Here is a 26,069-nt window from a genome sequence, read left to right as displayed (position 1 = left end):
GGGATCATTCGAACGGGGTCTGATCCTCGCGGTCGTCGCCGGGGAGGTGGCGGGCCAGAAGCTGCGCGAGGTGCTCGCCGTCGCGCCCGGCGAGCTCGCGCAGTTGGGTTCGGCAGCTGAACCCGTCGGCGAGGACGACCCCGTCCGGTCCGGTCTCGCGGACGGCGGGGAGCAGGTTCTGCTCGGCCACCGCGACCGACACGTCGTGGTGCCCCTTCTCGACGCCGAAGTTCCCGGCGAGCCCGCAGCAGTTCCCGACCCTGCCGACGTCGGCCCCCGCCCGCCTGAGCAGCGCGGCGTCCTTCGTCCAGCCCATGACGGCGTGGTGGTGGCAGTGCGGCTGCGCGATTCCGGTGACCGCGGACAGGTCGGGCGGCGTCCAGTCGTCCGTCTCGTCGAGCAGTTCGGCGAGCGTCCGGGTCGCGGCGGCCACCTCGCGGGCGGTGGCCGCGTCCACCCCCCGGAGCAGTTCCTCGGCGTCCGAGCGCAGAACACCCGTGCACGACGGCTCCATCCCCACGACCCTCGCGCCGCGGCGGACGTGGGGCAGCAGCGCCCGGACGGCGTGCCGGGCCCGGGTGCGCGCGCCGTCCAGTTGCCCGGTCGAGATCCACGTGATTCCGCAGCACACCGGACGCTCGGTGACGGTGACGCGGTAACCCGCGTGCTCCAGCACCCGGACGGTCGCCCTGCCGACCTCGGGGGAGAAGGCGTCGGTGAAGCTGTCGACGAACAGCACCACGTCGCCGTTGCGCCCTTCCGGGCTGGGATGGGACGCGAACCAGCGGCGGAACGTCACCGGCGCGAACGCGGGCAGGGTGCGGCGGCGGTCGACGCCCGCGCTCCACGCGATCAACGGCCGCAGCGCGGCCGACCGCAGCGCCGCGTTCACGACCCTGATCGCCGGAGGCGCCTTGGCGGCGAGCCGCGTCCACCGGGGCAGCCATCCCAGCGCGTAGTGGGCGCGCGGACGGACCTTCCGCCGGTACCGCCGGTGCAGCGCCTCGGCCTTGTAGGACGCCATGTCGATGCCCGTGGGGCAGTCGGACGCGCAGCCCTTGCAGGACAGGCACAGGTCGAGCACGTCGTGCAGGGCTTGCGACGTCCAGCCGTCCGGGCCGAGGTTCCCGCTGACGACCTCCTGCAGCACGCGGGCCCGCCCGCGCGTGGAGTCCTTCTCCTCCCGCGTCGCCAGGTACGACGGGCACATCACGCCGCCCGCGCCCGTGTTGTCGGCGCGGCACTTGCCGATGCCCGTACAGCGGTGCACGGCCCGGGAGAGATCGCCGCGATCGTCCCGGTACGCGAGCGCCAGGCCGCGCGTCAGCGCGACGGTCGTCGCCGGGCGCAGGTCGGCGTCCACCGGTGCCGGACGCACGATGATCCCCGGATTGAGCAGGTCATCGGGGTCGAACACGTCCTTGACGGCCGCGCACAGCGCCAGCGCCTCGGCCGAGTACATGTGCGGCAGCAGCTCGCCACGGGCGCGGCCGTCGCCGTGCTCGCCCGACATGGTCCCGCCGTGCCGGGCCGCGAGCGTCGCCGCCTCGGTGAGGAACCCACGGAAGACGCGGGCGCCGTCGGCCCGGCCGAACGGGAAGTCGATCCGGACGTGGACGCAGCCGTCGCCGAAGTGCCCGTACGGGACGCCGAACAGGCCGTGGCCCACCAGCAGCGCCTCCAGTTCCCGCAGGTAGGGGCCGAGCCGCTCCGGCGGGACGGCCGAGTCCTCCCATCCGGCGTGGGCCTGCTCGCCGTCCGGGGTCCGCGCCACGAGGCCGGAGCCGTCCTCCCGGATCCGCCACAGCGCGTCGGCGAGCGCCATGTCCTCGACCGGCATCGAGTCGAGGCACCCGGACTCCTTGACGATCCGCCGGGCGGTGACGCGCAGCTCCTCGATCCGGGGCCCGGCGAGCTCCACGAGCATCCAGCCGGACCCGCGCGGCAGCGGCGGCACCGCGTGCGGGCCGCGCCGCTCCCGCACGACCCCGGTGATCCGCGAGTCGAGCCCCTCGCAGGCGACGGGCCCGTACGGCAGGATCGCCGGGACGGCGTCGGCCGCGTCGGCCATCGACGCGTATCCGAGGACGACCAGCAGCCGGCACGCGGGCTCGCGCACCATCCGCACCCGCGCCGCCAGTGTCAGCGCCAGCGTCCCCTCGCTGCCGGTCAGGGCACGGGCGACGTCGAACCCGTTCTCGGGCAGGAGATGTTCGAGGGAGTAGCCGGACACCTGCCGCCCGAACCGGCCGAACTCCGTCCGGACCAGCGCCAGATGCTCGCCGACGAGCCCACGCAATCGATCAAGAGCGGCGTTCCCCGCGTCGGGTCCCGCCCCCGGTATGTCGCCGAGGCGCAGCCGCTCCCCGGCGCCGGTGACGACGTCGAGACCGAGCACGTTGTCGCTGGTCCGCCCGTAGCCGAGCGCCCGCGACCCGCACGCGTTGTTGCCGATCATCCCGCCGAGCGTCGCCCGCGTCCGCGTCGACGGATCGGGCCCGAACCGCAGCCCGTGCGCCGCCGCCACCCGGTGCAGCCGCTCCTGGACGATCCCGGGCTCGACCAGCGCCGTCCCCGCGTCGGGGTCGATCTCCAGGACCCGGTCGACGTGCCTGCTGACGTCCACGACCACCCCGGGGCCGACCGCGTTGCCCGCGATGGACGTCCCGCCGCCGCGCATCGTCAGCGGCACCCGCGCGTCCCGGCACACCTCCAGCACCGCCGGAAGCTCGCCCGCGTCCCGGGGCGTCACCACGACCCGCGGCGGAACCCGGTACAGCGACGCGTCGGAGGAGTACATCGACCGGGCGAGCGTGGAGCCGTCGACCCCGCCGACCCCGGCCCGCCGCAGCGCGGCCACCAGCTCCGCGTGTTCGGGACGATCGGTCACGACTCCAACGGTAGTCGGTGCCCCTAGGCCGGTTCCGACTCGTCGGCCCGCTGCCGGGGCAGCCGCAGTTCGAGGGTCGGCGTCAGGGTCGCCTCCGCCACGAGGGCCTCGCGGGGCACCCGGCCCGCGGCGGCCAGGGCGCGGCCGACGGGAAAGGCGCGGGCGCTGGCGGGCAGGGGACCCTCACGGCCGCTGAGGAGCACCTCGACCCGCCCGGCGGCGTGCGGGTCGGTGGCCCGGGGCAGCCGTCGCAGTGTCTGGCGGGCGACCGCCTCCGCGCTGTCGTACAGCGCGGTGCCGGCGGGCAGCCGCCGCAGGATCTCCGGTGCCACCAGCGGATAGTGGGTGCACCCGAGGACCACGGCGTCGCAGTGGTGGGGGGTCCGCGCGGCGGCGTCGTCGATCGCCGCCGCGGCGGCGGCCACGTTCCCGTGGTCGATGGCCTCGGCCAGCCCGGGGCAGGCGACCCGCTCCACCGGCTTGCCGTTCGCGAACTCGGCGATCAGGCGGGTCTGGTAGCTGCTGGCCGTGGTCCGGACGGTCGCCCAGACCGCGATGCTCCGGCCCGCCGCCGCGGCCGGTTTCACCGCGGGGACGGTACCGATCACCGGTACCTCGGGCTCGAACTCCCGGCGCAGCACGTCGATCGCGGTGACGGTGGCGGTGTTGCAGGGCACGACGATCGCCTCGGCGTCCCGCCGGACCGCCTCGCGGGCGGCGGCGAACAGCCGGTCGGTGATGAAGGACGTGCTCCGCGGCCCCCACGGCGCGCCCTCGGGGTCCATGAGCAGCACCAGATCGAGCTCCGGAGCCAGATGCCGCACCCAACCGGCGGTGGAGAGAAGACCAAGCCCCGAATCGATCAATGCCACGGACACAGGGTCAAGTTATCAACCCCTCCGTCCCGCCCTCCGCCCGGTGGGCGGCCCTGCCGTCCCGGTCGCGCACACGGCGTCTCGCGGCGATACCACCCCTGGTTCACCCCTTGACCTGCTCTGCCGGGTCGTGCACACTCGCTTCAACCAGCGCACACTTGTGCGACGGACGAACCAGTTCCGTCGCCACCCGTTCACCGAAACGAGCTCCATGACCCCCGCAGAGGCGACGCGGGGCGGCAGGAGGGTCGCCGCCCCGCCCCACCCGAACCCGAAAGTCCCCGACCTGCGACTCCCGCCGCGAAGCTGCGACGCGCATTGCCATATCTTCGGTCCCGGTCATGTCTTCCCCTACCCGGAGGACCGGGCGTACGACCCTCCCGACGTCTCCAAGGACGATCTGCGCCGACGCCATGACCTGCTGGGCTTGGACCGTGCCATCATCGTCCAGTCCGCGGCCCACGGAACCGACCACTCGGCGCTGCTGGACGCGCTGCGCACCTACCCCGACGCGTACCGGGGCGTGGCGCTGCTGACCCCGCGGACCACGCCCGCCGAGGTCGCCGAGCTGCACGCGGCCGGGGTGCGCGGCGTGCGCGTGCAGTTCATGCCGCATCTCGGCCCCGGGCCGACGCCCGACGAGCTGCGCGCCGTCCTCGACCTCGTCCGCCCGTACGCCTGGCATGTGGCCTTCCACATCGCGGGAGACGCGGTCGTCGACATGTTCGACACGCTCCGGTCCACGGGACTGCCCGCGGTGATCGACCACATGGCCCGCGTCGACCTCGCCACCGGGCTGGACGGCGACCAGGTCCGGGCGCTGCGCCGGTTGCTCGACACCGGCGACGTGTGGGTCAAGCTCAGCGCGCCCGAGCGGCTGTCGACCGAGGGCCCGCCCTACGAGGACGCCGTCGCGCTGGCCCGCCTGCTCGCCGCGCAGGCGCCCGAACGGTGCCTGTGGGGCACCGACTTCCCCCACCCCAACGTGCCCGAGATGCCCGACGACGGCGTGCTGGTCGACCTGATCGAGCGGATCGTGCCGGACGAGACCGCCCGGCACCGCATCCTCGTCGCCAACCCCGCCGGGCTGGCCGACTTCCCGGCGGAGCCCCGATGACCCGGTTGCATCCGCGCGGCACGGTCTTCACCCGGGCGCCGAGACCGTCGGACGAGGTGCTGCGGGCCTACGACGATCTGGCGGTGGCGTCCGTCCACGAGGCGATGGGCCAGCGGAACCTGGTGCGCGGCGTCCGGCCGCTGGCGCCCGGCACCCGCGCGGTCGGCCGGGCCGTCACCGCGCTCGACCTGTCCGGCAGCAACCTCAGCCTGCACGCGATGCTCGAAGTGGCCGGACCCGGCGACGTCCTGGTGTGGACGTCGCAGCACGGGCCGGTGGACTCGGCGGTGTGGGGCGCCAACGTCAGCGAGTCGGCCGCGGCGCGGGGGCTGGCGGGCGCGGTGATCGAGGGCCATGCCCGCGACATCGCCGACATCGAACGGGTCGGGTTCCCGCTGTGGGCGCTGGGCGTGACCCCGGCCGCCACCGGCAAGACCCGCGCGGGCTGGGGCAACGTCCCCGTCGTGTGCGGCGGCGCGTACGTGCGGCCGGGCGACCTCATCGTCGCGGACGGCGACGGCGTCGCGGTCGTCCCGCTGGAGGACGCCGCGCGGGTCGCCGACGCCGCGGCCGCCCGGGACCTGCGGGAGACGACGACGCTCACGCCGCGCGTGCGCGAGGGCGAGTCGCTGTTCGCGGTCCGCGACTGGGCCGGCAACTTCCCCGCCGACGGCGGTCGCTTCGTCGACGCCGAATGGGATCAGGCCGGGCCGGAGCCCGGCGAGGAGAAACGGAACGGAGCGTAGATGAAGGCCGTCGTCGCCAAGGAGACCGGTCCGCCGAGCGTGATGACGTGGACGGACATGGAGCCGCCGCGACCCGCGCGTGACGAGTGCGTGGTGAAGGTCGAGGCGTGCGGGGCGTGCATGCACGAGGTGCTCGTCCGGCGCGGCGACCGGGCGCAGGGCACCGGTTTCCCGATCATTCCGGGTCACGAGGTCGTCGGCGAGGTGGTCGAGGTCGGCGCCGACGTCGTGGACTTCGCGGTCGGCGACCGGGTCGTCTCCAACCAGCGGCAGCGGGTCTGCGGCAAGTGCCGGGAGTGCCGGATGGGACGCGAGACCCGCTGCCCGCGCAAGGTGTTCCTCGGCGACATCGGGCTGAACGGCGGCTACGCCGAGCTGGTGGCGGTGTCGGACGGCAGCCTGGTGAAGGTGCCGCCGCGGCTCACGTCCCCGGACGTCGCCATCGCGTCCTGCGCCATCGGCACCGTGCTCAACGCGCTGCGGGACGTCGCGCGCCTGGAGCTGGGGGAGACGGTGCTGGTCACCGGGGCGGGCGGCGGCATCGGGCTGCACGCCATCCAGCTCGCGAAGGCCTCGGGCGCCCGCGTGGTCGCGCAGACCACCTCGCCCGGCAAGGTCGAGGCGGTCAGGGAGGCGGGCGCGGACGAGATCCTGCTCGTCGAGCGCGGCGCGGACTACAGCAAGAACGTCATGGAGGTCACGGACGGTCAGGGCTGCGACATCGTGCTGGAGAACGTCGGCGCGGTGTCGTTCCTGTCCAGCGTCAACACCCTCGCCCTCCACGGACGCCTCGTGCTGATCGGAGAGGTGCAGCGGACACCGCCGACGGTGGAGGCGGACCTGGTCGGCTGGCGCGGCCGTGACATCTCGATCCTGTCGGCGGCCAGCACCACCAAACGGCAGTTGGAGGACGTGCTGACCCTGATGGACCGGGGTCTGGTGACCCCGGTGGTGACCGACACGCTGCCGATGTCGGAGGCGCCGCGAGCCCACGAAATCCTGGAGAGCGGCTCGGTGACCGGCCGCATTCTCCTCGTCCCCGACACCGCCTGACGAAAGCCCGATGAACGCCGGATTGATTGGGAGGCAGGACCAGGATGGGACCTCGTAGATCGCGCTCTTTGGTGTTCCGGGTCGTGGCGGGGGCGCTCGCGGTCGCGTTGGCGGCGGCCGGATGCGGCGGCGACGGCGGCAATTCCCAGGAGGACGGCGAGAACCTGCGGACCGTGAAGGTCGCGCTGTCCATCAAGGCGATGAACTCCAGTTTCGCGGCCATTTCGGTGGCCCGCTACCTCGGCTACTTCAAGGAGGAGGGGCTCAAGGTCGAGACCACGTTCACGCCCGGCTCGACGCAGGCGATCCAGGCGGTGGCCGCCGGGCAGATGGACATGGCCGCGCCCGTCCCGCAGGCCCTGATCCCGGACGCGGTGAAGAACAACTCCGACCAGCGGATGTTCTTCAACTGGGCGCGGTCGCAGGTGGCCAGCTTCGCCGTGGAGGCAAACAGCCCCATCCGGAACTGGGCCGACTTCAGGGGCAAGAAGATCGGCGCGCAGAGCCTGGGCAGCGGGACGATCCCGCTGGCCCAGGCGCTGCTGCGGGAGCAGGGCATGGACCCGGACAAGGACGTCAAGTTCGTGTCGGTGGGGCTGGAGGCCGGGGCGTACCACGCGTTGCAGAGCAAGCGGGTGGACGCGCTGATGCTGTTCGACTCGCAGTACGCGGCGATGGAGAACCTCGGCGCCAAGCTCCGCTATTTCAAGTCGTCGCTGTCCCAGCAGCTGTTCTCCACCGGGTTCTCCGCGAAGCAGTCGTTCATGAAGGCCAACCCGAAGGTGATCGAGGGGTTCGGCCGGGCGATGGCGAAGGCGAACGTCTTCACCACCGCCAATCCCGAGGCCGCCATCAAGATGATGTACGAGGTCTACCCCAAGACGAACATCCCCGGCATTCCCGAGGACAAGAAGATGGAGGACAACAAACGGATCCTCGCGCTGCGCACCACGCACGTCACCAGCGGCAATCCGGACGCGGGCAAGAACTGGGGTTCCTTCCCCGAGGAGGGCGTGAAGGCGTGGAGCGACTTCTCGGTCGCCACCAAGCTGACCCCCACCGCGTTCAAGGCGGAACAGTTCGTGACCAACGAGTTCGTGCGGGCGTTCAACGCTTTCGACGCCCAGAAGATCAAGACCGCGGCGAAGAACTACAAGTTCGAGGGCTGACATGACCACGACAGAGCACGCGGTGGAACTCGCCGGTCTGCGTCACGTGTTCGCCGGGCGGGGCCGGGGGCGGCGGGCCGTCCAGGACACCGAGGCGGTCAGGAACGTCGACCTCACCGTCCGGCCCGGCGAGTTCGTCAGCATCGTCGGGCCGAGCGGCTGCGGGAAGAGCACCATCCTGAAGATGATCGCCGGTCTGCTCCGTCCCACCCACGGCACCGTGCGGGTCTGGGGCGAGCCGGTCACCGGGCCGCGCCGCGACATCGGCATCGCGTTGCAGGACGCGACGCTGCTGCCGTGGCGTGACGTGATGGCGAACTGCCTGTTCCCCGTCGAACTGCACGGCAAGGTCACCGACGCGGCCCGCGAACGGGTGTCGGGACTGCTGGAACGGGCCGGGCTCGCGGGCTTCGAGACGCGGCGGCCCAAGGAGCTGTCCGGCGGGATGCGGCAGCGCGTCGCCATCTGCCGGGCCCTCGCCGACGATCCCAGGCTGCTGCTGCTCGACGAGCCGTTCGGCTCTCTGGACGCGCTGACCAGGGAGCAGATGAACATCGACCTGAACCGCATCTGGCGGGAGACGGAGAAGACCGCCCTCCTGATCACGCACGGGATCGACGAGGCGGTGCTGCTGTCCACCCGGGTGGTGATCCTCTCCGAGCGTCCCGGCACCGTCGTGGAGGTCGTCACCCCGCCGTTCCCCAGGGAACGGACCAAGGAGCTGATGGCGACGCCGGAGTTCGCCGAGGTGTGCGGGCAGGTCCGGGACCGCCTGTTCGCCGCCGAGTCGAAGGTCGGCGGATGACCGCGCCGTCCGCCGACGCGCGTTCCGTCGCCCCTCCCCGGCTGGACGGGCACCCGGACGGGGAGGCGCGGAGCGCGTCCGCGGCGGTGCGCTGGGGCGGCCTGGTGGTGGTCACCGCCGCCCTGCTCGCCGCCTGGCAGATCCTGCCGTCCGGTGTGCAGGGCGACGGCAGTTCCGTGCCGAAGCTGGACGCGGTGCTGAAGGCGCTCGGCCCGTCCGGCGAGTGGGGCGAGTACCTGCGGGCGCTGCGCACGACGCTCGGCGAGGCGTTCTTCGGCCTGCTGATCGGCTTCGTCGCCGGGGTGGTGCTCGGGGTGCTGCTCGGCGAGTCCCGGATCCTGCGGCAGGGCTTCTACCCGTACGCGGTGGCGTTGCAGGCGCTGCCGCCGATCGCGCTGGCCCCGATCTTCGTGATCTGGTTCGGGCTCGGCATGGAGTCCAAGATCGGGCTGGTCGGCGCGGCCACGCTGTTCCCCATCCTGGTGAGCACGATGGCGGGGGTCGCCGAGACCGACCGGGGCCGGATCGAGATGGCCACCGCGTTCGGCGCGTCCCGATCCCAGATCCGCCTCAAGATCGTTTTCCCCGGGCTGGTGGTGCCGATCTTCTCCGGGTTGGAGATCTCGGTGGTGCTGTCGTTCCTCGCCGCCATCGCCGGTGAGCTGATCAGCGCCAACGCCGGCGTCGGCGTGATCCTGCAGGTGTACCAGCGCGACTTCCGGCTGGCCGAGGAGTTCGCCGTGCTGGTGATCCTCGTCGCGGTCGGGCTGGCCCTGGCGCTGCTGGTGCGGCTCGCCCGGCACTTCGTCCTGGAGCGGATGCCCAATGAGTGAGGCCAGATGAGTGAGGTGGCCCATGAGTAAGGTGACGCCCGCGCCGGACCGCGTCCGGCGCAGGGAGCCCGCCGCCGCCCGCAGACCCCTGGGCACCGGGCTCGCCGCCCGCGCGGCGTTCCTCCTGCTGCCGCCCGTGGTCGTCGGGGTGGTCGGGGTCCTGCTGATCCAGCTCGTGATCTCCCGCTTCGAGATCAGCGGGGTGGTGATCCCCAAGCCCACCGACGTGTTCGAGGTGATGCGCTCGGAGATCTTCATGGAGCAGATCGGGGAGAGCACCTGGCAGACGTGGAAGGCGACGCTCATCGGGTTCGTGCTGGGCGCCGGGTCGGGCGTCGTGCTCGGCACGCTGATGGCCGAGTCCCGCCTCGTACGGTTCGTGCTGTACCCGTACGTCGTCGCATTCCAGTCACTGCCCAAGATCGCGCTCGCCCCGGTGTGCGTGCTGTGGCTCGGGTTCGGGCTGACGATGAAGTTCAGCTTCGCGGCGATGCTGGCGTTCTTCCCCGCCGTGATCGCGACGCTGGCCGCGCTGTCCACGGTTCCGCGGACGCGGCTGGAGATGGCGACGGCGTTCTGCGCGAGTCCCCGGCAGCGGTTCTTCCGCGTCTCGCTGCCGTCCGCGATGCCGGGAATCGTGTCCGGGCTGGAGATCAGCATGGCGTTCGCGCTGATCGGCGCGATCGTCGGCGAGTTCGTCGCGCCCTCGGCCGGCGGGCTCGGCCAGCTGCTCCTCACCTACAGCGAGGCGATCAACGTGGCCGCCGAGTTCTCGGTGCTGGTCGTGCTGATGGTGCTCGGCGTCCTGCAGAACAAGATCCTCTTCGGCGTCGTCCGCGCGGGCACGGAACGGTTCTTCGAGTCGTCCCGATGACGCGCCGGGCCGGGGCGATGTGCGGATCCGGGTCGGGGCGGGCGATAACGTCCGGTCGACCGATCCAGATCACGTCATCGCCGTTCCGTCGCCCGGAGGTCGCTCTTGCTCGCCGTCACCACCGCCGATCTGCGGATCTTCCTGCATGTGCTCGCCGCGACGATCTGGGTCGGCGGGCAGATCACGCTCGGCGCGCTCGTGCCCGCGCTGCGCGGACACGAGGGCGTCACCAAGATCGCCGCGCGCCGCTTCAACACGATCGCCTGGCCCGCCTTCGCCGTCCTGGTGCTCACCGGCGTCTGGAACATCACGGCGGGCGACCTCGGCGGCGCCGCGCGGCGGACCCTGGAGGTGAAGCTGGCGTTCGTCCTGCTGTCCGGGGTCGCCGCGTTCCTGCACACACGCGCCTCGTCGAAGGCAGGGCTCGCCGTCTGGGGCGCGCTCGGCGCGGTCGGCGCGCTGGCCGCCCTGTTCTTCGGCGTCCAACTCGGCTGAGTTCGCCGGGCGGGGGGCGAACCGCGGAGGCGGCCGGATCCCGGGGTCGGTGCAAGGGAGTGGTCATCCACCTCGGGACCCGACCGCCCCTTGGGTCCTCGCGGTGCTGGGTCGCCGTGTCGGAACGACCGGGGGCGTACGGCCGGAATCCTTCTGGACGAACGCGAGGAATTCGAAGCCTAACTCCGCCCGTCAGCGGGGTGTAATGACACGGTGCTTACAGTTGTTTCCCACTGGTGTATAGAACGCGACGTGGCAAAATCACCCACCGGGGCGGGTGTGGCCTGAATCACGTCCGGTTCCGTCCGTCCGCGCGAGCGGGACAATGGGCCGTGTGAGAGTCGTGGCCATCTCCGACACGCACGCTCCCAGGCGCTGGAAGTCGTGCCCGCCGCGCGTGGCCGAGCACCTGCGCGGCGCGGACGTGATCCTGCACGCCGGAGACGTGTGCGTCAGCTCCGTGCTGGACGAGCTGGCGGAGTTCGCGCCCGTCCACGCCGTCCTCGGCAACAACGACGGCCCGGACGTCGCCGAGTGGGGCGCCCCCGAGCGGCTCGAACTCGACCTCGACGGCCTCGCCGTCGCGATGGTCCACGACAGCGGTCAGGCCCGGGGCCGCACGGCCCGGATGCGGCGCTGGTTCCCCGGCGCCGACCTGGTCGTCTTCGGCCACTCGCACATCCCGCTGGACGAGACCGGCGACGGCGTCCGCGTCTTCAACCCCGGTTCGCCCACCGACCGGCGCCGCCAACCGCACGGCACCCTCGGCCTGCTCGACATCCGCGACGGCCGCCTCACCGGCGCGAGGATCGTTCCCGTCACCTGACACCGAAACGGGGGCCCGGCATGGGCGATGACCAGGCGGACCGCGTGACCGTGCACGTCGACGGCGGGGTCGCCGACGTGCGGCTCGACCGCCCCGAGAAACTGAACGCCCTCGACATGGCCATGTTCGGCGCGCTCGCCGAGACCGGTGAGGCGCTCGCCGCGGACCCGTCCGTCCGCGCCGTCGTCCTGTCCGGCGAGGGCCGCGCGTTCTGCGCCGGGCTGGACTTCGCCAACTTCGCCGCCATGGCCGCCGACGCCCCGCCCGCCGGAGCGAGCGCCCGGTTCCGGCGGCTGGTGAACGACATCACCGCCCGTGAGCCGGGCCGCGCCACCAATCTCGCCCAACAGGTGGTGCACGTGTGGCGGGAGATGCCGCAGCCCGTCATCGCCGCCGTCCACGGGCACGCCCTCGGCGGCGGTCTCCAGATCGCGCTCGGCGCCGACATCCGGATCGTCGCGCCCGACGCGACGCTGTCCGTCCTGGAGATCCGCTGGGGCCTGGTGCCCGACATGACGGGGACCGCCGCGCTGATCCGCCTCGTCGGCGAGGACGTGGCGAAGGAGCTCACCTTCACCGGACGCATGATCACCGGCGCGGAGGCCGTCCGCCTCGGCCTCGCGACCCGGGCCGCGGACGACCCGCGCGCCGCGGCGACCGAGCTCGCCCGCGAGATCGCCGGTCACAGCCCGGACGCCGTCCGCGGCGCGAAACGCCTCCTCAACCGTGCCGCGGACGGTGACCTCGCCGGACAGTTCCTCGAAGAATCCCGCACGCTGGACGCCCTGCGCGGTTCCCCCAACCAGGTCGAGGCCGTGCGCGCCTACTTCGAGAAGCGCCCCCCGAAATTCACCGACCCTCTTTGACGCCATTCAATTCGTCCCCATGAATAGCGGAAAATCGCGCCCTACAGTCGGAAGTGGCGTGCTTCAGCGCCGATGACGCCGCACGGAGAGCGCCTGGGGGAGTAGGATGCGACCGACTCGAATTAGTCGGGGGCCGTCCCATTTCCGGGCGGCCCTCGACGCGTGTCGTGCGGCCGGGAAGTAGGCTGCAGGAGTCCACGGAACCAGCTTCTAGAACAGTGACGGACGTGATGAGCGCGGAAGAGGACGGTCGCGGCGGCGACGACCGCGAGCGGCGGGGCGGCGACGGGAGGCGGAACCCGTCCGCCCGTCGTGGAGGCGGCGCCCGGGGCGGGCCCGGGGGCCCCGGAGCCCGCAAGGGCGGCGGTCCGCGCGGAGGCGGTTTCCGGGGCGGCGCGCCCAAGGGCGGTCGCGGCCGTCCGGGCGCCGGCCGCCAGGACCGGGACACGCGCGGCCGGGATGCGCGTGGCCGGGACACACGCGGCGAACGCGACGAACGCGCTCCACGCGGTGAACGCGCCGAGCGTGGTCCACGCGGTGAACGTTTTGAGCGCGGTCCACGTGGTGAACGCGCCGAGCGCGGTCCACGCGGTGAACGCGCCGAACGCGGTCCACGCGGTGAACGCGCCGAACGCGGTCCACGCGGTGAACGTTTTGAGCGCGGTCCACGCGGTGAACGCGCCGAACGCGGTCCACGCGGTGAACGTTTCGATCGCGGTCCACGCGGTGAACGCGCCGAGCGTGGTCCACGGGGGGACGGCCGTCGGGAGTACGGGGCCGGTGGGCCGCGCGGTGAGCGGCGGGACGCACGCGCCGGAAAGGGCTCGGGCGGAGGGCCGCGCCGTGACGGGCGTCCGGAGGGTCCCCGGGCGGGTGGACGCCGGGGTGAGCGGCGGTTCGAGGAACGCCCGAAGGGCCGCCGACCCCAGGACCGGGACGAGCGCGGCGGCGGACGGTTCGGCGGCAAGCGTCAGGAGCGTCCGGGAGACCGCGACAGGCGCGGCGGCGGACGCTCCTACGGACCGCCCCGCGACCGCCGGGCGCGCACCGAGGAACGGGAGCGGCCGGCGCCCAAGCATGATGATCCGCTCCTGCCGGACGACGTGACGGGCGAGGAACTCGACCCGGACGCCCGTGCCGAGCTGCGCACCCTGCCCAAGGACCTGGCCACGAAGGTCGCCCGGCACCTCGTGATGGCCGGGCGGCTCGCCGACGAGGAGCCCGAGCGGGCCCACCGGCACGCGCGGGCCGCGCGCCGCCTCGCGTCCCGGGTCGGGATCGTCCGGGAGGCCGCCGGCATCGCCGCGTACCACGCGGGCGAGTGGGCGGAGGCGCTCGCGGAACTGCGGGCGGCGCGCCGGCTGAGCTCGGGCGACGACGCGTACCTGCCGGTGATGGCCGACTGCGAACGCGGGCTCGGCCGTCCCGAACGCGCCCTCGACCTGATCAAGTCGCCGGAGGCGCGGAACCTCGACCCGATGGGCCGCGTCGAGCTGCGCATCGTGGAGTCGGGCGTGCGCCGCGACCTCGGCCAGCGCGACGCGGCGGTCGTGACGCTACAGATCCCCGAACTGCGCGACAGGCGCCTGCGGCCCTGGTCGGTGCGGCTGTTCTACGCCTACGCGGACGCGCTGGAGGAGGCCGGGCGGCGCAGCGAGGCGGCCGACTGGTTCGCCCGCGCCGCGGCGGCCGACCGGGACGGCGAGACCGACGCCGCCGAACGGTACGCCGAACTCGACGGCCTCCACATCGTCGACACCGAGGAGGCCGACACCGAGGAGGCCGACACCGGTGACGGTGCCGAGGCGGTGGCGGAGGCGGTGGGTGCGCCGGGGACGTCGGCGGTGTTCCTGGAGCCGACGGCGCCCGCGGTCGAGGAGGAGCCGCCGCCCCCGGAAGACTGAGGTCGCGCGGACGGGCCGTTCAGGCGCCCCTGTCCAGGGCGTGCAGGATTCCGGCGACGTTGCTCTCGACGCTGTTCAGCATCTCGTGCTTGGCGGCCACGTCCGGGTCGGCGTCGTCGCTCAGGACGGCGTACCGGTCCTTGGTGCGCTCGACGACCATCGCGACGGCGTGGTCGAGGTCGAGACCCCGGTCCTTGGCGTCCCGGACGGTGTCGACCCAGACCCGCAGTTCCTCGGCCGAGCGCTCCAGCGTCCCCTCGACCTCCGCGACGGGCCCGTAATGCGCGAACAGCAGCCGCTGCGGGCCCAGTGACCGGAACCGTTCGAGCGACGCCAGCGCGGTGTCGAGGTCGAAGTCGGGCGGCGGTGTCGAGGGCCGCACGTCCGCGGTCTCGGGGATGTAGACGCCCGCCGCGTCACCGACGTACAGGTCTCCCGTCTGGGAGTCCATCAGGCCGACGTGGTGTTTGGCGTGGCCCGGGGAGTAGTGCGACTCCAGCCGCCGCCCGCCGCCGAGGTCGACCGTTCCGGTGTCCTCGACGGCCCGGATCCTGGCCGCGTCCGTCGGCTTCAGCTCACCGAACAACGTGTCGAGGCTGTCGCCGTACACCATCCGGGCGCTGCGCATGAGCCGCTCCGGGTTCGCGAGGTGCCGGGCGCCCTTCTCGTGGACGACGACCTCCGCGCGGGGGAACGCGCGGGCGATGTCACCGACGCCGCCCGCGTGGTCGAGGTGGATGTGCGTGACGACCACGCTCGCCAGATCGTCCGGGCCGACGCCCAGTTCCCGCAGCGCTCGCCGTACGACGGGCGCCGAGCCGGACGTGCCGGGCTCCACCAGGCACGGCCGGTCGGACAGGATCAGGTATCCGGCGGTGATCCCGGCGTATCCGGCCATCCGCGTGTCGATCTCGTAGACGTCCCCGCCGAGCGGCGTGATCGTGGTCGTGGTGTCCATCGGCTGGGCATCCTCTCCGGTGGTGCGCGGGCCGCCGCCCCTCAGGGGTCGAGGAGGCGCAGGACGAGTCCCGTGCGGGGCTTCGGGCCGAACGAGGTGGACTTGCGGGGGACGCGTTCGCCCGCGTCCGCGACGGCCAGGACGTCCTCGACCCTGAGCGGGTTCAGGACGACGGCCGTCCCGCCCGCGGCGCGGGCGCGCTCGATCGCGGCGGACGGATCGTCGTGCACGACCTGGATCGCGTCCTCGTTCTCGGGGACGTTCCACAGGTTCCCGACGAGGAGATGGTCGAGGACGGCGGTGTCGAGCCCACGCCAGCGCGGCGAGTGCTCGAACGGCATGGAGTGGCTCAACGCGCCCGGCTCGGGCTCGGTGAGCAGGTGCAGGGTGTCGCCGCCGCCGAGGAGGAACGCGGGCCCGCGTTCCTCCTCGGCGGACGCGAACACGTCCGCGAGCGCTTCGAGGGCGGCCGGCTCGTCCGCGAAGTCGGTGACGCGGAACACCGCGCGGGCCCGCGCCAGCGCGTCGCCCGGACGGAGCCCCGGCAGGACGCGGTGGATCGCGGCCAGATGCGGCGGGTAGCGGGTGGAGTCGACCAGCATGGCCAGGCCCGCGTCCCACGGGCCGGGGCCGTCGCCGGCGGCGTGCCGGTGGGCCTGGAGGGCGCGGTAGGTGGCGTACCGGTGGTGGCCGTCGGCGATGAGCGCCCGCCTGCCGCGCAGGTCGGCGGCCACCCGCGCGTGCAGCGCGGGATCGGAGATGCGCCACAGCCGGTGCGTGAGCCCGTCGTCGGCGCGGAAGTCCAGCAGGGGCGTGTCCTCGGACGCGTCGTCGACGATGCGGGCCGCGTCGCCGCCGCCCTCGTACACCAGGAAGATCGGCTCCAGGTTGGCGTTGGCGGCCCGCATCAGCGCGAGCCGGTCGCGGACCGGGCCGGGGAACACGTTCTCGTGCGGGAGCACCACCCCGTCGGACTCGGGGCGAAGTCCGAGGGCCCCGATCAGGCCGCGCTGGAGGACCGTCCCGTCGCGGGCCGCCTCGTACACGTACAGGGCGGGGTCGGGGTCGATGGCGAGGGCGCCCTCGTCCAGCCACCGGCGCAGCCGCCGTCCCGCCGCGTCGTAGCTCTCGCCGGCGGCGCGCGGCAGGTTCAGCCGGACGATGTTGTGGCCGCCGCTCGCCAGCAGCCGCGACGCCGTCGCGTCGTCGATCAGATCGTAGGGGGGCGTGGTCACCGACGCCGGGTCGCCCGCGATCTCCGGGACGAAGCGGACGCCGCGGAAGGGAGCCAGTTCCAGCGCGCCGCCCGTCCGCGGCGCGGACGTGCCGAAGATCCGGGCGCTGAACTCCTCCGGTCCGAGGCCGGAGGGGAGGTCGTCGTCCATCCCGGGCATGCTAATCGTCGGAGGGCGTTCGGAGGCCCGGCGGGTACGGTCGAATTCCGAGGGGAGGTCCACATGGAAGATCAAGTTCCTGGACGGTCGGAGGATTCCCCAGGGGACGATCCGGGCGGGCACGCGGCCCCGCCCGCCGGAGGCGTCTACGAGTGGTACACGCGGGGCCTGGAGCTGCTCAGGACGGGCAGCGCGGCGGCGGCGCTGCAACTGCTGGCCAGGGCCGCCGACGCCGAGCCGGGGTCCCACAGCATCCGGGAGGCGCTCGCCCGCGCCCAGTTCGGGGCGCGGCGGTTCGACGCGGCGGCGGAGAGCTTCCGGTGGATCGTCGAGGCGGAGCCCGCCGAGGACTACGCGCGGTTCGGCCTCGGACTGTCCCTGAGCCGGATGGGCGACTTCGAGGGCGCGGTGGAGCATCTCGCGCTCGCCGCCGCCATGCGTCCCGAGAACCGCGACTACGCGAACGCGCTGCGGCACGCCAGGGCCACCCTGGAGTACCGGCGCCGATGAGGAGCCCGATGAAGGAAAGCGACACCCCCCTCTGCGAGGCGTACGACGTCGCCCTGCTCGACCTCGACGGGGTCGTCTACGTCGGCCGCCGGGCCGTCCCGGCGGCGGCGGAGTCGCTCGCCAAGGCCCGCGCGGCGGGCCAGCGGCTGGCGTTCGTCACCAACAACGCCTCGCGGACCCCGTCCGCGGTCGCCGCGCTGCTCACCGACGTCGGCGTCCCGGCGGACGCGGCGGACGTCGTGACCTCGGCGCAGGCCGCGGCGCGGCTGCTCGCCGAACGGCTGCCCGCCGGGTCGCCGGTGCTCGTGGTGGGCGGCATGGGCCTGCGTCACGCCCTGTACGCGCGGGGGCTGCGCCCGGTGTCGACGGCGGCCGGGCGGCCCGCGGCCGTCGTGCAGGGCTTCCACCCGGACCTCGGGTACGGGCTGCTCTCAGAGGGGGCGAAGGCCGTCACGGCGGGCGCGCTGTTCGTCGGCTCCAACGGCGACCTCACCATCCCCGGCGGCGACGGGCCCCCGAACCCCGGGAACGGCGCCCTGCTCCGCGTGATCAGCTCCGCGACCGGCGTCGAACCGATCGTCACCGGCAAGCCGGAGCGCCCGCTCCACCAGGAGTCGATCCTGCGCACCGGCGCGCGGAACCCCCTCGTCGTCGGCGACCGTCTCGACACCGACATCGAGGGCGCCCACAACGGGGGCGCCGACAGCCTCCTGGTCTTCACCGGCGTCACCGAACCCCTGGACGCCCTCACCGCGCCCCCGAACCGGCGGCCGACGTACCTGGCGCCCGACCTGACCGGGCTCCTCGTCCCGCACCCGCGGACCGTCCGGGACGGCGACGCCCACCGCTGCGGAGGCTGGACGGCCCGACGCGACGGCGACACGTTCACGGTCACCGGCTCGGGCGACCCCTACGACGGTCTCCGCGCCCTCGCGTCCGCCGCCTGGGCCACCGACGAACCCCCGCCCCGGGCCGCCCTCGCCGGTGCCCTGGAGTCCCTGGCGCCGTAGCTACAGGACCTTGCGGAGGCGGAGCAGGTCGAAGATGCTCGCCTCGATCTTGAGCCTGCCCTCGGCCCACGCCCTGGTCGGGTGCAGGTCGTCGTCGGCCATCGCGACGAGGTCGTCGCTGTCCACGGTGAGCCGCACCTGGGCCTCCCGCGGATCGCCGTCGGGCTCGAACGGGTCGAGGCCGCCCTGGTGCAACCGGGTGCGGTACGCCACCCCGAGGTCCGCGACGCGGCAGCTGATCGTCCGCTCGACGGCGTGCTCGGCGAGCCGGTCGGCGTCCACGTCCGCCAGCCGCGCCGCGATGCGTCCGAGCGCCGCCAGGCACTCCTCCTCGTTCGCCATGGTCAGGCCGTTCCCCGTTCCGTCGACAACGGTGTCGTTCAGGGACGGTAGCGTTCAGCATGAGCCGGAAGCGACTCGTCCCGGGCGCCGGGGGTCCACTGGGAGGTAAACGTGATGTCCGACGAGGTCGCGCGGGAACCGGACGTCCCCGACGTCCCGGCCGCGCCGCCGCCCGACCCGACGGGCGATCCGCGCGTGGACGCCGCCGTCGCCCGCCTCACCGAACTGGCCGGACGACCCGTCCCCGAGCATGTGGAGATCTTCGAGGCCGTCCACCAGCGGCTCCAGGAGCTCCTCGCCTCCGCCGACCACGACCCCGAAGACCATGACCACCGACCATGACCAGCGACCATGACCACTAGGCGGCGGCTGGACGCGGAGCTGGTCCGGCGCGGCCTGGCGCGCTCCCGCGAGCACGCGTGCCGCCTGATCGACGACGGGCGGGTCCGGGTCGGCGGCCGGCCGGCGGCGAAGGCGGCGACGCAGGTGGAGACCGCCGCGGCCATCGTCGTCGCCGACGCGGACGACGGCCCCGAGTACGTCTCCCGCGGCGGCCACAAGCTCGCGGGCGCCCTCCGGGCGTTCGAGGGCCTGGACGTGTCGGGCCGCGTATGCCTGGACGCGGGCGCCTCCACCGGGGGGTTCACCGACGTCCTGCTGCGCGCCGGCGCGGCGCACGTGTACGCGGTCGACGTCGGGTACGGCCAGATCGCCTGGTCCCTGCGGACGGACCAGCGCGTCACCGTCCTGGAACGCACGAACGTCCGCGACCTGCGCCCCGGCATGCTCGGCGACACGCCCCCCGGCCTCGTCGTGGGCGACCTGTCGTTCATCTCCCTGAAACTCGTGCTCGGGCCGGCGCGCGACTGCGCGGCGCCCGGCGCCGACTTCGCGCTGATGGTGAAACCGCAGTTCGAGGTCGGCAAGGACCGGGTCGGCGCGGGCGGCGTCGTCCGCGACCCGGAGCTGCGCGCCGAGGCGGTCAGGGACGTGGCCCGGCACGCGGAGACGCTCGGGCTCGGCGTCCGCGGCGTGACGGCGAGCCCGCTGCCCGGCCCGTCCGGCAACGTGGAGTACTTCCTGTGGCTGCGGGCCGACGCCCCGCCGCTGGACGAGTCCGCCCTCGCGAAGGCCATCGCGGACGGCCCCCGGTGACCGGCACGGTGATCTGCACGATGATCGTGTACGGCCCGCGGCCCGTACGAAGTGCGTGCGAAGCGGGAACGTCTCCGCCGGGGATGTTCGTCCTGATGTCTGTACGCCCGAGAACGCCGGGGAGTGGGGCGAGAGCATGAGCAAGAGATCGGTGCTGGTCGTGGCGCACACCGGACGGCCGGAGGCGATCCGCAGCGCGCATCTCGTCGTCGAGCGGCTCAGCGAGGCCGGGATCCGCGTGCGGGTCCTGGACGGCGAGGCCGAGGAGATCGGCGCCACGGGCGTGGAGGTCATGCCCAGCACCGCGGCCGCGGCCGAGGACGCCGAGGTCGTCATGGTCCTCGGCGGCGACGGGACGCTGCTGCGCGCCGCCGACCTGACCCGCACCGCCGGCACCCCGCTCCTCGGCGTCAACCTCGGCCATGTCGGGTTCCTCGCGGAGGCGGAGCGCGACGACCTCGCCGCCACCGTCGACCGGGTCGTGACCCGCCGCTACGACGTCGAGGAGCGGATGACCGTCGACGTCGTCGTCCGCCTCAACGGCACGGTCACCGGCCACACGTGGGCGCTGAACGAGGCGAGCATCGAGAAGGCCGAGCGGGAGCGGATGCTGGAGGTCGTCGCCGAGATCGACGGCCGGCCCCTGTCGAACTGGGGCTGCGACGGGGTGGTGTGCGCGACGCCGACCGGGTCGACCGCGTACGCGTTCTCCGCCGGGGGCCCGGTCGTCTGGCCGGAGGTCGAGGCGATGCTGGTCGTGCCGATCAGCGCCCATTCGCTGTTCGCGCGTCCGCTGGTGGTGTCGCCGCGGTCGCTGGTCGCGGTGGAGGTGCTGCCCGGCACGCCCCGCGCCGTCCTGTGGTGCGACGGGCGCCGCACCCTCGACGTGCCGCCCGGCGCGCGGGTCGAGGTCCGGCGCGGCGCCGAGCCGGTGCGGCTGGCGCGGTTGCACCTCACCCCGTTCACCGACCGCCTCGTCACGAAGTTCGGGCTGCCCGTCACGGGCTGGCGCGGCCGGGTCAGGCAGCCCGCCCGACCGACCCCTCCATTGGAGGACTCGCAGGTCGCGGACGCCTCGACGATCGGCGGGGAGGCGCCGGGCGAGCAGAGGGGATAATCTCCACAGGCGCGATCCGGGATCTGTTTGCGGAGGGTTGTGACGCTGGTGCGCCCGATGGTCGATGAGGTGCGGATCGAGGGCCTCGGAGTGATCGATGAGGCCGTGCTCGACCTGTCCCCGGGGTTCAACGTCGTCACCGGCGAGACGGGGGCCGGCAAGACCATGGTGGTCACCAGCCTCGGTCTGCTGTTCGGCGGCCGCGCCGACCCGCAGAGGGTCAGGCCCGGCGCGGACCGCGCCACCGTGGAGGGCCGGATCGTCGTCGATCCCGGCGGCCGCGTGGTGGAGCGGGTGGAGGAGTCCGGCGGCGAACTGGACGACGGCGCGTTGATCGTGACGCGTTCGGTGTCGGCGGAGGGCCGGTCCCGCGCGTTCCTCGGCGGCCGGTCCGTCCCCGTGAACGTGCTGATCACCATCGCCGACGACCTGGTCGCGGTGCACGGGCAGTCCGACCAGCAGCGGCTGCTTCAGGCGTCCCGGCAGCGCGGCGCCCTCGACCGCTACGCGGGCGCCGCGCTGACCAAGCCGATGCGCGCCTACACCAAGGCGTACCAGCGGCACCGGCAGGTCACCGCGCTGCTGGACGAGCTGACCACCCGGGCCCGCGAACGCGCCCGGGAGGCGGACGCGCTCCGCTTCGGCCTGGAGGAGATCGAGAAGGTCGATCCGAAGGAGGGCGAGGAGGCCGACCTCGCCGCCGAGGAGGAGCGGCTCGGGCACGCCGACGCGTTGCGCGGCGCCGCCGACACCGCGCACGAGGCGCTGCTCGGCGACCCGGCCGCGGCGATCGAGGCGGCGAACGTGACGAGCCTGCTCGGCCAGGCCCGCAACGCCTTGGACGCCGTCCGTGACCACGACCCGGAGCTCGCGGCGCTCGCCGACCGGCTCGCCGAGGCGGGGTACCTCGTCTCCGACGTCGGCACCGACCTCGCGTCCTACGCCGAGTCCGTGGACGCCGACCCGGCGCGGCTCGCGACCGTCCAGGAGCGGCGCGCCGAGGTGACCGCGCTGATCCGCAAGTACGGCGGGCCGGACGGCACCGCCGCGGCGGTCCTGGAGTGGGCGCGGGCGTCGGCGGCGCGGCTCGCCGAGCTGGAGGGCGACGACGACCGCATCGAGGAGCTGCGGTCCGAGCACGCCGAGCTGACCGAGCGGCTCGCCGCCGAGGCGGGGGAGCTGACCGCGGTCCGCGCCCGCGCCGCCGAGCGGTTCTCCGACGCCGTCACGGAGGAGCTGACCGCGCTGGCGATGCCGCACGCCCGCGTCTCCGTCACCGTCACCCCGACCGGCGACTACGGCCCGCACGGCGTCGACGAGGTGGAGGTCCGGCTCGCCCCGCACCCCGGCGCGAAGCCGCTGCCGCTGCACAAGGGCGCGTCGGGCGGTGAGCTGTCCCGCGTTATGCTCGCGATCGAGGTCGTGTTCGCGGGCGCCGACCCCGTGCCGACGTTCGTGTTCGACGAGGTCGACGCGGGCGTCGGCGGCAAGGCCGCGGTGGAGATCGGACGGCGGCTGGCGCGGCTGGCCCGCAACGCCCAGGTGATCGTCGTCACACATCTCCCGCAGGTCGCGGCGTTCGCCGACCGGCACCTGCTGGTGGAGAAGTCCGACGACGGCACCGTCACCCGCAGCGGCGTCACCACCCTCGACCAGGAGGGGCGGGTGCGGGAACTGTCGCGGATGCTCGCCGGGCTGGAGGACTCCGAGCTCGGCCGCGCCCACGCCGAGGAGCTCCTCGCCATGGCGTCCGCCGAACGGTGACACCCAAAAAATACAGAGCGTACACGAACGGACACGCCTGGACACTCGCCGTTTCCAGTATCGGCCCCCGTGCTCTGGCAGGATGGCAAGTGATGAACGAGCCGTCACCCATGACAGAGCGGCGCGTCCGGCTGGCCCACCGGCTGCCCAGGCACGTGCTCAAGAGGCGCGTCCTCACGCTCGGCCTGGCCCGCGACGACGGCCCGCCCGGTGTCAGCGCCACGGTGCGGCTCGACCGCCGCACCAAGGATCTCACCAAGCGCCTGCAGCCCGGTGAGATCGCGGTGATCGACCATGTCGACCTCGACCGGGTCAGCGCGGAGGCGCTGGTGGCGTGCGGTGTCGGCGCCGTCGTCAACGTCGCGCCGAGCATCTCGGGCCGCTACCCGAACCTCGGGCCGCAGATCCTGCTGGACGCCGACATCCCGCTCGTGGACGACGTCGGCCCGGAGATCTTCACCAGGCTCCAGGAGGGCGACCAGGTCAGCGTCCGGGGCCGTGTCGTGCACAAGGTGACGCACAAGGGCGAGGACGTCGTCGCCAAGGGCACCGAGCAGACGCCCGAGAGCGTCCTGGCGGCGCTGACCGACGCGAAGTCCGGGCTCGCGACCCAGTTGGAGGCGTTCGTCGCCAACACGATGGAGTACATCAAACGCGAGCGCGACCTGCTCATCGACGGTGTCGGCGTCCCCGAGGTCACCACGAAGCTCGCGGGACGGCACGCGCTGATCGTCGTGCGCGGCTACCACTACCGCGAGGACATCGCCACGCTGCGGCCCTACATCCGCGAGTACCGTCCCGTCCTGATCGGCGTGGACGGCGGCGCCGACGCGCTGATGGAGGCCGGCTACCGCCCCGACATGATCGTCGGGGACATGGACTCGGTGTCCGACGACGCGCTGACCTGCGGCGCCGAGATCGTCGTGCACGCCTACCGGGACGGCCGGGCGCCGGGGCTGAAGCGGGTGCACGACCTCGGGCAGGAAGCGGTGACGTTTCCCGCCACCGCGACCAGCGAGGACATCGCGATGCTGCTCGCCGACGACAAGGGCGCCACGCTCATCGTCGCGGTCGGCACCCACGCCAACATGGTGGAGTTCCTCGACAAGGGCCGCGCCGGGATGGCGAGCACGTTCCTCACCCGGCTGCGGGTCGGCAGCAAGCTCGTGGACGCCAAGGGCGTCAGCCGCCTCTACCGCAGCCGTATCTCCACCTGGTCGCTGCTGTTCCTCGTCCTCGGCGCGGTCGTCGCCATCGTCACCGCCGTCGCCATGTCCCCGGCGGGGGACGTCATCAGTCCCCTGCTCGCCGACCGCTGGCACGCCTTCGTCTTCTGGTTGACCGGACTCTTCACGTGATCGATTTCCGTTACCACCTCGTCTCCATCGTCGCGATCTTCCTCGCGCTGGCGCTCGGCATCGTGCTCGGCTCCACCACCCTGTCGGACTCGGTGAGCGAGACGCTGCGCCAGCAGGCGAACTCGGCGGCCAAGACCGCCCAGCAGGCCCGCAACCAGCAGCGGCAGCTGGAGCACCGGATGAACGGGCAGGAGCAGTTCGCCCAGGTGCTGGCGCCGCAGATCGTCCTGAACCGGCTGCGGGGCCAGTCCCTGGTGCTCGTCGAGACGCCCGGTGCGGGCGAGGACGGCATCGACCGGATCGGCGAGCTCGCCAAGGACGCGGGCGCGTCCGTCACCGGGCGCGTGACCGTCCAGAAGAAGTTCCTGGACGACGACCAGCGCACCACGATCGACGAACTCGCCACCCAGCTGAAACCGGACGGCGTCGAGTACCCGGAGGGCGCCACCGCCTACGACAAGGCGGGCACGGTGCTGGCCGGGGCCCTCGTCACCCAGGACCCCGCCAAGTCCGGACGGGAGGACGCCGCGAGCGGCGCCGTCCTGAACGCCTTCACCCAGGCCGGGTACATCACCGCCAGCGGCAAGCCGGGGCAGCACGCGACCCTCGCCGTGATGGTCGCGCCCGCCAGCGCGTACGCCTACGACGGCGGCGGCGACGACAACAAGGCGCTGATCTCGCTGGCGTCCGCACTCGACGCCGCCGGGCGCGGTACCGTCGTCGGTGGCCCGCCGACCTCGGCGCAGGAGGGCGGGCTGATCGCGGCGCTGCGTGACTCCGACACCAAGGACTCGGTCTCCGCCATCGACGTGGTGGACTCCGCGTCCGGGCAGGTCGTGACGATCCTGGCGCTGCAGAACGAGATGAGCGGCAAGTCCGGCCAGTACGGCACGGGCGCCGGGACGAGCGGCTACGCGCCGTCGCCCGCGCCCGAGGCGGGGAAGAACGGGTGACCCAGATGAAACGACGCGTCTCCCCCCGGCAGTTCCGGGGGGTGTGGGGGGTCGCCCCCCCACCGAGGCCGGCGAGGGCGGGGCGGCTGCTGGTGGGGGCGGGGCTCGGCGCCGTCGCCGCCCGCGCCGCCTACGCCGCGCTGACCCGACGGCCGCCGGGCCTGAACGGGCTGCCGGGCGAGGAGGTGTGGGCCCGCACCAACCACCGCGGTGAGCCGGTGACGCTGCTGGAGGGCCCGGCGCTCGTCGCGGGCGCCGCCGCGGGCGGGCTGCTCGCGCCCGGCGCCGGGGGCCGGACCCGCGCCGCCGCGCTGCTCGCGGGCACCGGCGCCGCGCTGCTCGGCGGGTACGACGACCTCGCGGGGTCCGCCTCGTCCCGGGGTTTCAAGGGTCATCTGAAGGCGCTGGCCCGCGGCGAGGTCACCAGCGGCTCCGTCAAGATCCTCGGCATCGGCGCGACCGGGCTGGCCGCCGCCGCGATCGCCGGGTCGCCCGCCCCGTCCCGGTCGGGACGCGCGGTCGACACGCTGCTCAACGGCGCGATCATCGCCGGGAGCGCGAACCTGATGAACCTGTTCGACCTGCGGCCCGGACGGGCCGTCAAGGTCGGTCTCCTCACCGGGGCGCCGCTGGCGCTGAGCCGGTCCGGGGCCGCGGTCGTGGCCGCGCCGCTCGGCGCCGCCGCCGCGCTGCTGCCCGAGGACCTCGGCGAGCGCGCGATGCTCGGTGACACCGGCGCCAACGCGCTCGGCGCCCTGCTCGGCCTCGCCGCGACCCGGCTCGGACGCGGGCCGCGCCTCGCCGTCCTCGCGGGGATCGCCGGGCTGAACGTGGCCAGCGAGTTCGTCAGCTTCACCAAGGTGATCGCGGGCAACCCGGTGCTGAACCGCGTCGACATGCTCGGCCGCCGTCCCGTCGCCGTGCCCGTCCCGGCGCCCGGCCCGGCGTCCGAGACAGACGAACAGCGCACACCCGACACCGACGAACAGGACAAGCCCGACACCGACGACGCGTTCCGGCCGTCGCCCGCGTAGCCGCGTCGCCGCCGACCCGTC

Annotated in this window: 26 protein-coding genes; 20 read left to right on the top strand and 6 right to left on the bottom strand. The window is 73.5% G+C overall.

Going from position 1 to position 26,069, the window contains the following annotated elements; genetic code table 11:
- Nucleotides 1–4: 4 nt before the first annotated feature.
- Complete coding sequence (locus D0T12_RS18175) at nucleotides 5–2,800, bottom strand: FAD-binding and (Fe-S)-binding domain-containing protein (protein WP_117401098.1); 2,796 nt, start codon at nucleotides 2,798–2,800, stop codon at nucleotides 5–7.
- Between the two features lie 113 nt (nucleotides 2,801–2,913).
- Complete coding sequence (locus D0T12_RS18170) at nucleotides 2,914–3,762, bottom strand: glutamate racemase (protein WP_325050821.1); 849 nt, start codon at nucleotides 3,760–3,762, stop codon at nucleotides 2,914–2,916.
- Between the two features lie 214 nt (nucleotides 3,763–3,976).
- Here D0T12_RS18170 and D0T12_RS18165 point away from each other — a divergent pair, with 214 nt between their 5' ends.
- From D0T12_RS18165 to D0T12_RS18120, 10 genes are all read left to right on the top strand, one after another.
- Nucleotides 3,977–4,882: an amidohydrolase family protein gene (locus D0T12_RS18165; protein ID WP_117400780.1), complete on the top strand. Its 906-nt coding sequence runs from the start codon at nucleotides 3,977–3,979 to the stop codon at nucleotides 4,880–4,882.
- On the top strand, nucleotides 4,879–5,628 hold the full coding sequence (locus D0T12_RS18160) for an RraA family protein (protein WP_117400779.1): 750 nt from the start codon (nucleotides 4,879–4,881) through the stop codon (nucleotides 5,626–5,628). The genes D0T12_RS18165 and D0T12_RS18160 overlap by 4 nt, the downstream gene beginning before the upstream one ends.
- Nucleotides 5,629–6,681 (top strand): alcohol dehydrogenase catalytic domain-containing protein, encoded by a 1,053-nt coding sequence (locus D0T12_RS18155; protein WP_117400778.1) that lies wholly within the window; start codon nucleotides 5,629–5,631, stop codon nucleotides 6,679–6,681.
- A 44-nt stretch (nucleotides 6,682–6,725) separates the two neighbouring features.
- Nucleotides 6,726–7,850 carry an ABC transporter substrate-binding protein gene (locus tag D0T12_RS18150; RefSeq protein ID WP_117400777.1) on the top strand — a complete coding sequence of 375 codons (1,125 nt, stop codon included), beginning with the start codon at nucleotides 6,726–6,728 and terminating at the stop codon, nucleotides 7,848–7,850.
- A 1-nt stretch (nucleotide 7,851) separates the two neighbouring features.
- On the top strand, nucleotides 7,852–8,655 hold the full coding sequence (locus tag D0T12_RS18145; protein ID WP_117400776.1) for an ABC transporter ATP-binding protein: 804 nt from the start codon (nucleotides 7,852–7,854) through the stop codon (nucleotides 8,653–8,655).
- Nucleotides 8,652–9,488, top strand: a complete 837-nt coding sequence (locus D0T12_RS18140; RefSeq protein WP_117400775.1) for an ABC transporter permease — start codon at nucleotides 8,652–8,654, stop codon at nucleotides 9,486–9,488. The genes D0T12_RS18145 and D0T12_RS18140 overlap by 4 nt, the downstream gene beginning before the upstream one ends.
- A gap of 22 nt (nucleotides 9,489–9,510) precedes the next feature.
- A complete protein-coding gene (locus tag D0T12_RS18135) occupies nucleotides 9,511–10,362 on the top strand; it encodes an ABC transporter permease (RefSeq protein WP_117400774.1) in 852 nt (283 codons plus the stop codon).
- Between the two features lie 105 nt (nucleotides 10,363–10,467).
- On the top strand, nucleotides 10,468–10,857 hold the full coding sequence (locus D0T12_RS18130; RefSeq protein WP_117400773.1) for a hypothetical protein: 390 nt from the start codon (nucleotides 10,468–10,470) through the stop codon (nucleotides 10,855–10,857).
- Nucleotides 10,858–11,182: 325 nt separating this feature from the next.
- Nucleotides 11,183–11,683: a metallophosphoesterase family protein gene (locus tag D0T12_RS18125; protein WP_233526148.1), complete on the top strand. Its 501-nt coding sequence runs from the start codon at nucleotides 11,183–11,185 to the stop codon at nucleotides 11,681–11,683.
- Between the two features lie 20 nt (nucleotides 11,684–11,703).
- The gene (locus D0T12_RS18120; protein ID WP_117400772.1) at nucleotides 11,704–12,549 is read left to right on the top strand and encodes a crotonase/enoyl-CoA hydratase family protein; all 846 of its coding nucleotides are present in this window, start codon (nucleotides 11,704–11,706) and stop codon (nucleotides 12,547–12,549) included.
- A gap of 122 nt (nucleotides 12,550–12,671) precedes the next feature.
- Here the strand turns inward: D0T12_RS18120 and D0T12_RS35935 are convergent, their stop codons facing one another.
- Nucleotides 12,672–13,628, bottom strand: a complete 957-nt coding sequence (locus D0T12_RS35935; protein ID WP_199487576.1) for a hypothetical protein — start codon at nucleotides 13,626–13,628, stop codon at nucleotides 12,672–12,674.
- A 24-nt stretch (nucleotides 13,629–13,652) separates the two neighbouring features.
- On the opposite strand from D0T12_RS35935, the gene D0T12_RS18115 reads away from it, so the two are divergent.
- Nucleotides 13,653–14,453 (top strand): hypothetical protein, encoded by an 801-nt coding sequence (locus D0T12_RS18115; protein WP_233526147.1) that lies wholly within the window; start codon nucleotides 13,653–13,655, stop codon nucleotides 14,451–14,453.
- Between the two features lie 19 nt (nucleotides 14,454–14,472).
- Here D0T12_RS18115 and D0T12_RS18110 read toward each other — a convergent pair whose 3' ends face one another.
- Nucleotides 14,473–15,411, bottom strand: a complete 939-nt coding sequence (locus D0T12_RS18110) for an MBL fold metallo-hydrolase (RefSeq protein ID WP_117400771.1) — start codon at nucleotides 15,409–15,411, stop codon at nucleotides 14,473–14,475.
- A 41-nt stretch (nucleotides 15,412–15,452) separates the two neighbouring features.
- A complete protein-coding gene (locus tag D0T12_RS18105; protein ID WP_325050820.1) occupies nucleotides 15,453–16,796 on the bottom strand; it encodes a DUF1015 domain-containing protein in 1,344 nt (447 codons plus the stop codon).
- 72 nt (nucleotides 16,797–16,868) lie between these two features.
- On the opposite strand from D0T12_RS18105, the gene D0T12_RS18100 reads away from it, so the two are divergent.
- On the top strand, nucleotides 16,869–17,315 hold the full coding sequence (locus D0T12_RS18100; RefSeq protein ID WP_117400769.1) for a tetratricopeptide repeat protein: 447 nt from the start codon (nucleotides 16,869–16,871) through the stop codon (nucleotides 17,313–17,315).
- An 8-nt stretch (nucleotides 17,316–17,323) separates the two neighbouring features.
- Nucleotides 17,324–18,325 carry an HAD-IIA family hydrolase gene (locus D0T12_RS18095; protein ID WP_117400768.1) on the top strand — a complete coding sequence of 334 codons (1,002 nt, stop codon included), beginning with the start codon at nucleotides 17,324–17,326 and terminating at the stop codon, nucleotides 18,323–18,325.
- On the opposite strand, the gene D0T12_RS18090 is transcribed toward D0T12_RS18095, so the two are convergent.
- Nucleotides 18,326–18,667 (bottom strand): SCP2 sterol-binding domain-containing protein, encoded by a 342-nt coding sequence (locus D0T12_RS18090; protein ID WP_117400767.1) that lies wholly within the window; start codon nucleotides 18,665–18,667, stop codon nucleotides 18,326–18,328.
- Nucleotides 18,668–18,781: 114 nt separating this feature from the next.
- On the opposite strand from D0T12_RS18090, the gene D0T12_RS18085 reads away from it, so the two are divergent.
- The 7 genes from D0T12_RS18085 (at nucleotide 18,782) to D0T12_RS18055 (ending at nucleotide 26,048) form a co-directional block, all read left to right on the top strand.
- A complete protein-coding gene (locus D0T12_RS18085) occupies nucleotides 18,782–19,009 on the top strand; it encodes a hypothetical protein (protein WP_117400766.1) in 228 nt (75 codons plus the stop codon).
- Nucleotides 19,010–19,018: 9 nt separating this feature from the next.
- Nucleotides 19,019–19,822, top strand: coding sequence for a TlyA family RNA methyltransferase (locus tag D0T12_RS18080; RefSeq protein ID WP_117400765.1), 804 nt, complete (start codon nucleotides 19,019–19,021; stop codon nucleotides 19,820–19,822).
- 136 nt (nucleotides 19,823–19,958) lie between these two features.
- A complete protein-coding gene (locus tag D0T12_RS18075) occupies nucleotides 19,959–20,939 on the top strand; it encodes an NAD kinase (RefSeq protein WP_117400764.1) in 981 nt (326 codons plus the stop codon).
- Between the two features lie 57 nt (nucleotides 20,940–20,996).
- Nucleotides 20,997–22,703, top strand: a complete 1,707-nt coding sequence (recN, locus tag D0T12_RS18070) for a DNA repair protein RecN (protein ID WP_117401096.1) — start codon at nucleotides 20,997–20,999, stop codon at nucleotides 22,701–22,703.
- 110 nt (nucleotides 22,704–22,813) lie between these two features.
- Nucleotides 22,814–24,061, top strand: coding sequence for a putative cytokinetic ring protein SteA (gene steA, locus D0T12_RS18065; RefSeq protein ID WP_407642091.1), 1,248 nt, complete (start codon nucleotides 22,814–22,816; stop codon nucleotides 24,059–24,061).
- A complete protein-coding gene (locus D0T12_RS18060; protein ID WP_117400762.1) occupies nucleotides 24,058–25,014 on the top strand; it encodes a copper transporter in 957 nt (318 codons plus the stop codon). The genes steA and D0T12_RS18060 overlap by 4 nt, the downstream gene beginning before the upstream one ends.
- A gap of 5 nt (nucleotides 25,015–25,019) precedes the next feature.
- Nucleotides 25,020–26,048, top strand: coding sequence for a hypothetical protein (locus D0T12_RS18055; protein WP_233526146.1), 1,029 nt, complete (start codon nucleotides 25,020–25,022; stop codon nucleotides 26,046–26,048).
- The last annotated feature ends 21 nt before the right edge of the window (nucleotides 26,049–26,069 follow it).

The organism is Actinomadura spongiicola, from assembly GCF_003432485.1.
GTDB lineage: Bacteria > Actinomycetota > Actinomycetes > Streptosporangiales > Streptosporangiaceae > Spirillospora > Spirillospora spongiicola.
The sequence above is the reverse complement of the archived record's forward strand: the minus strand, read 5'-3'. Positions and strand labels throughout refer to the sequence as shown.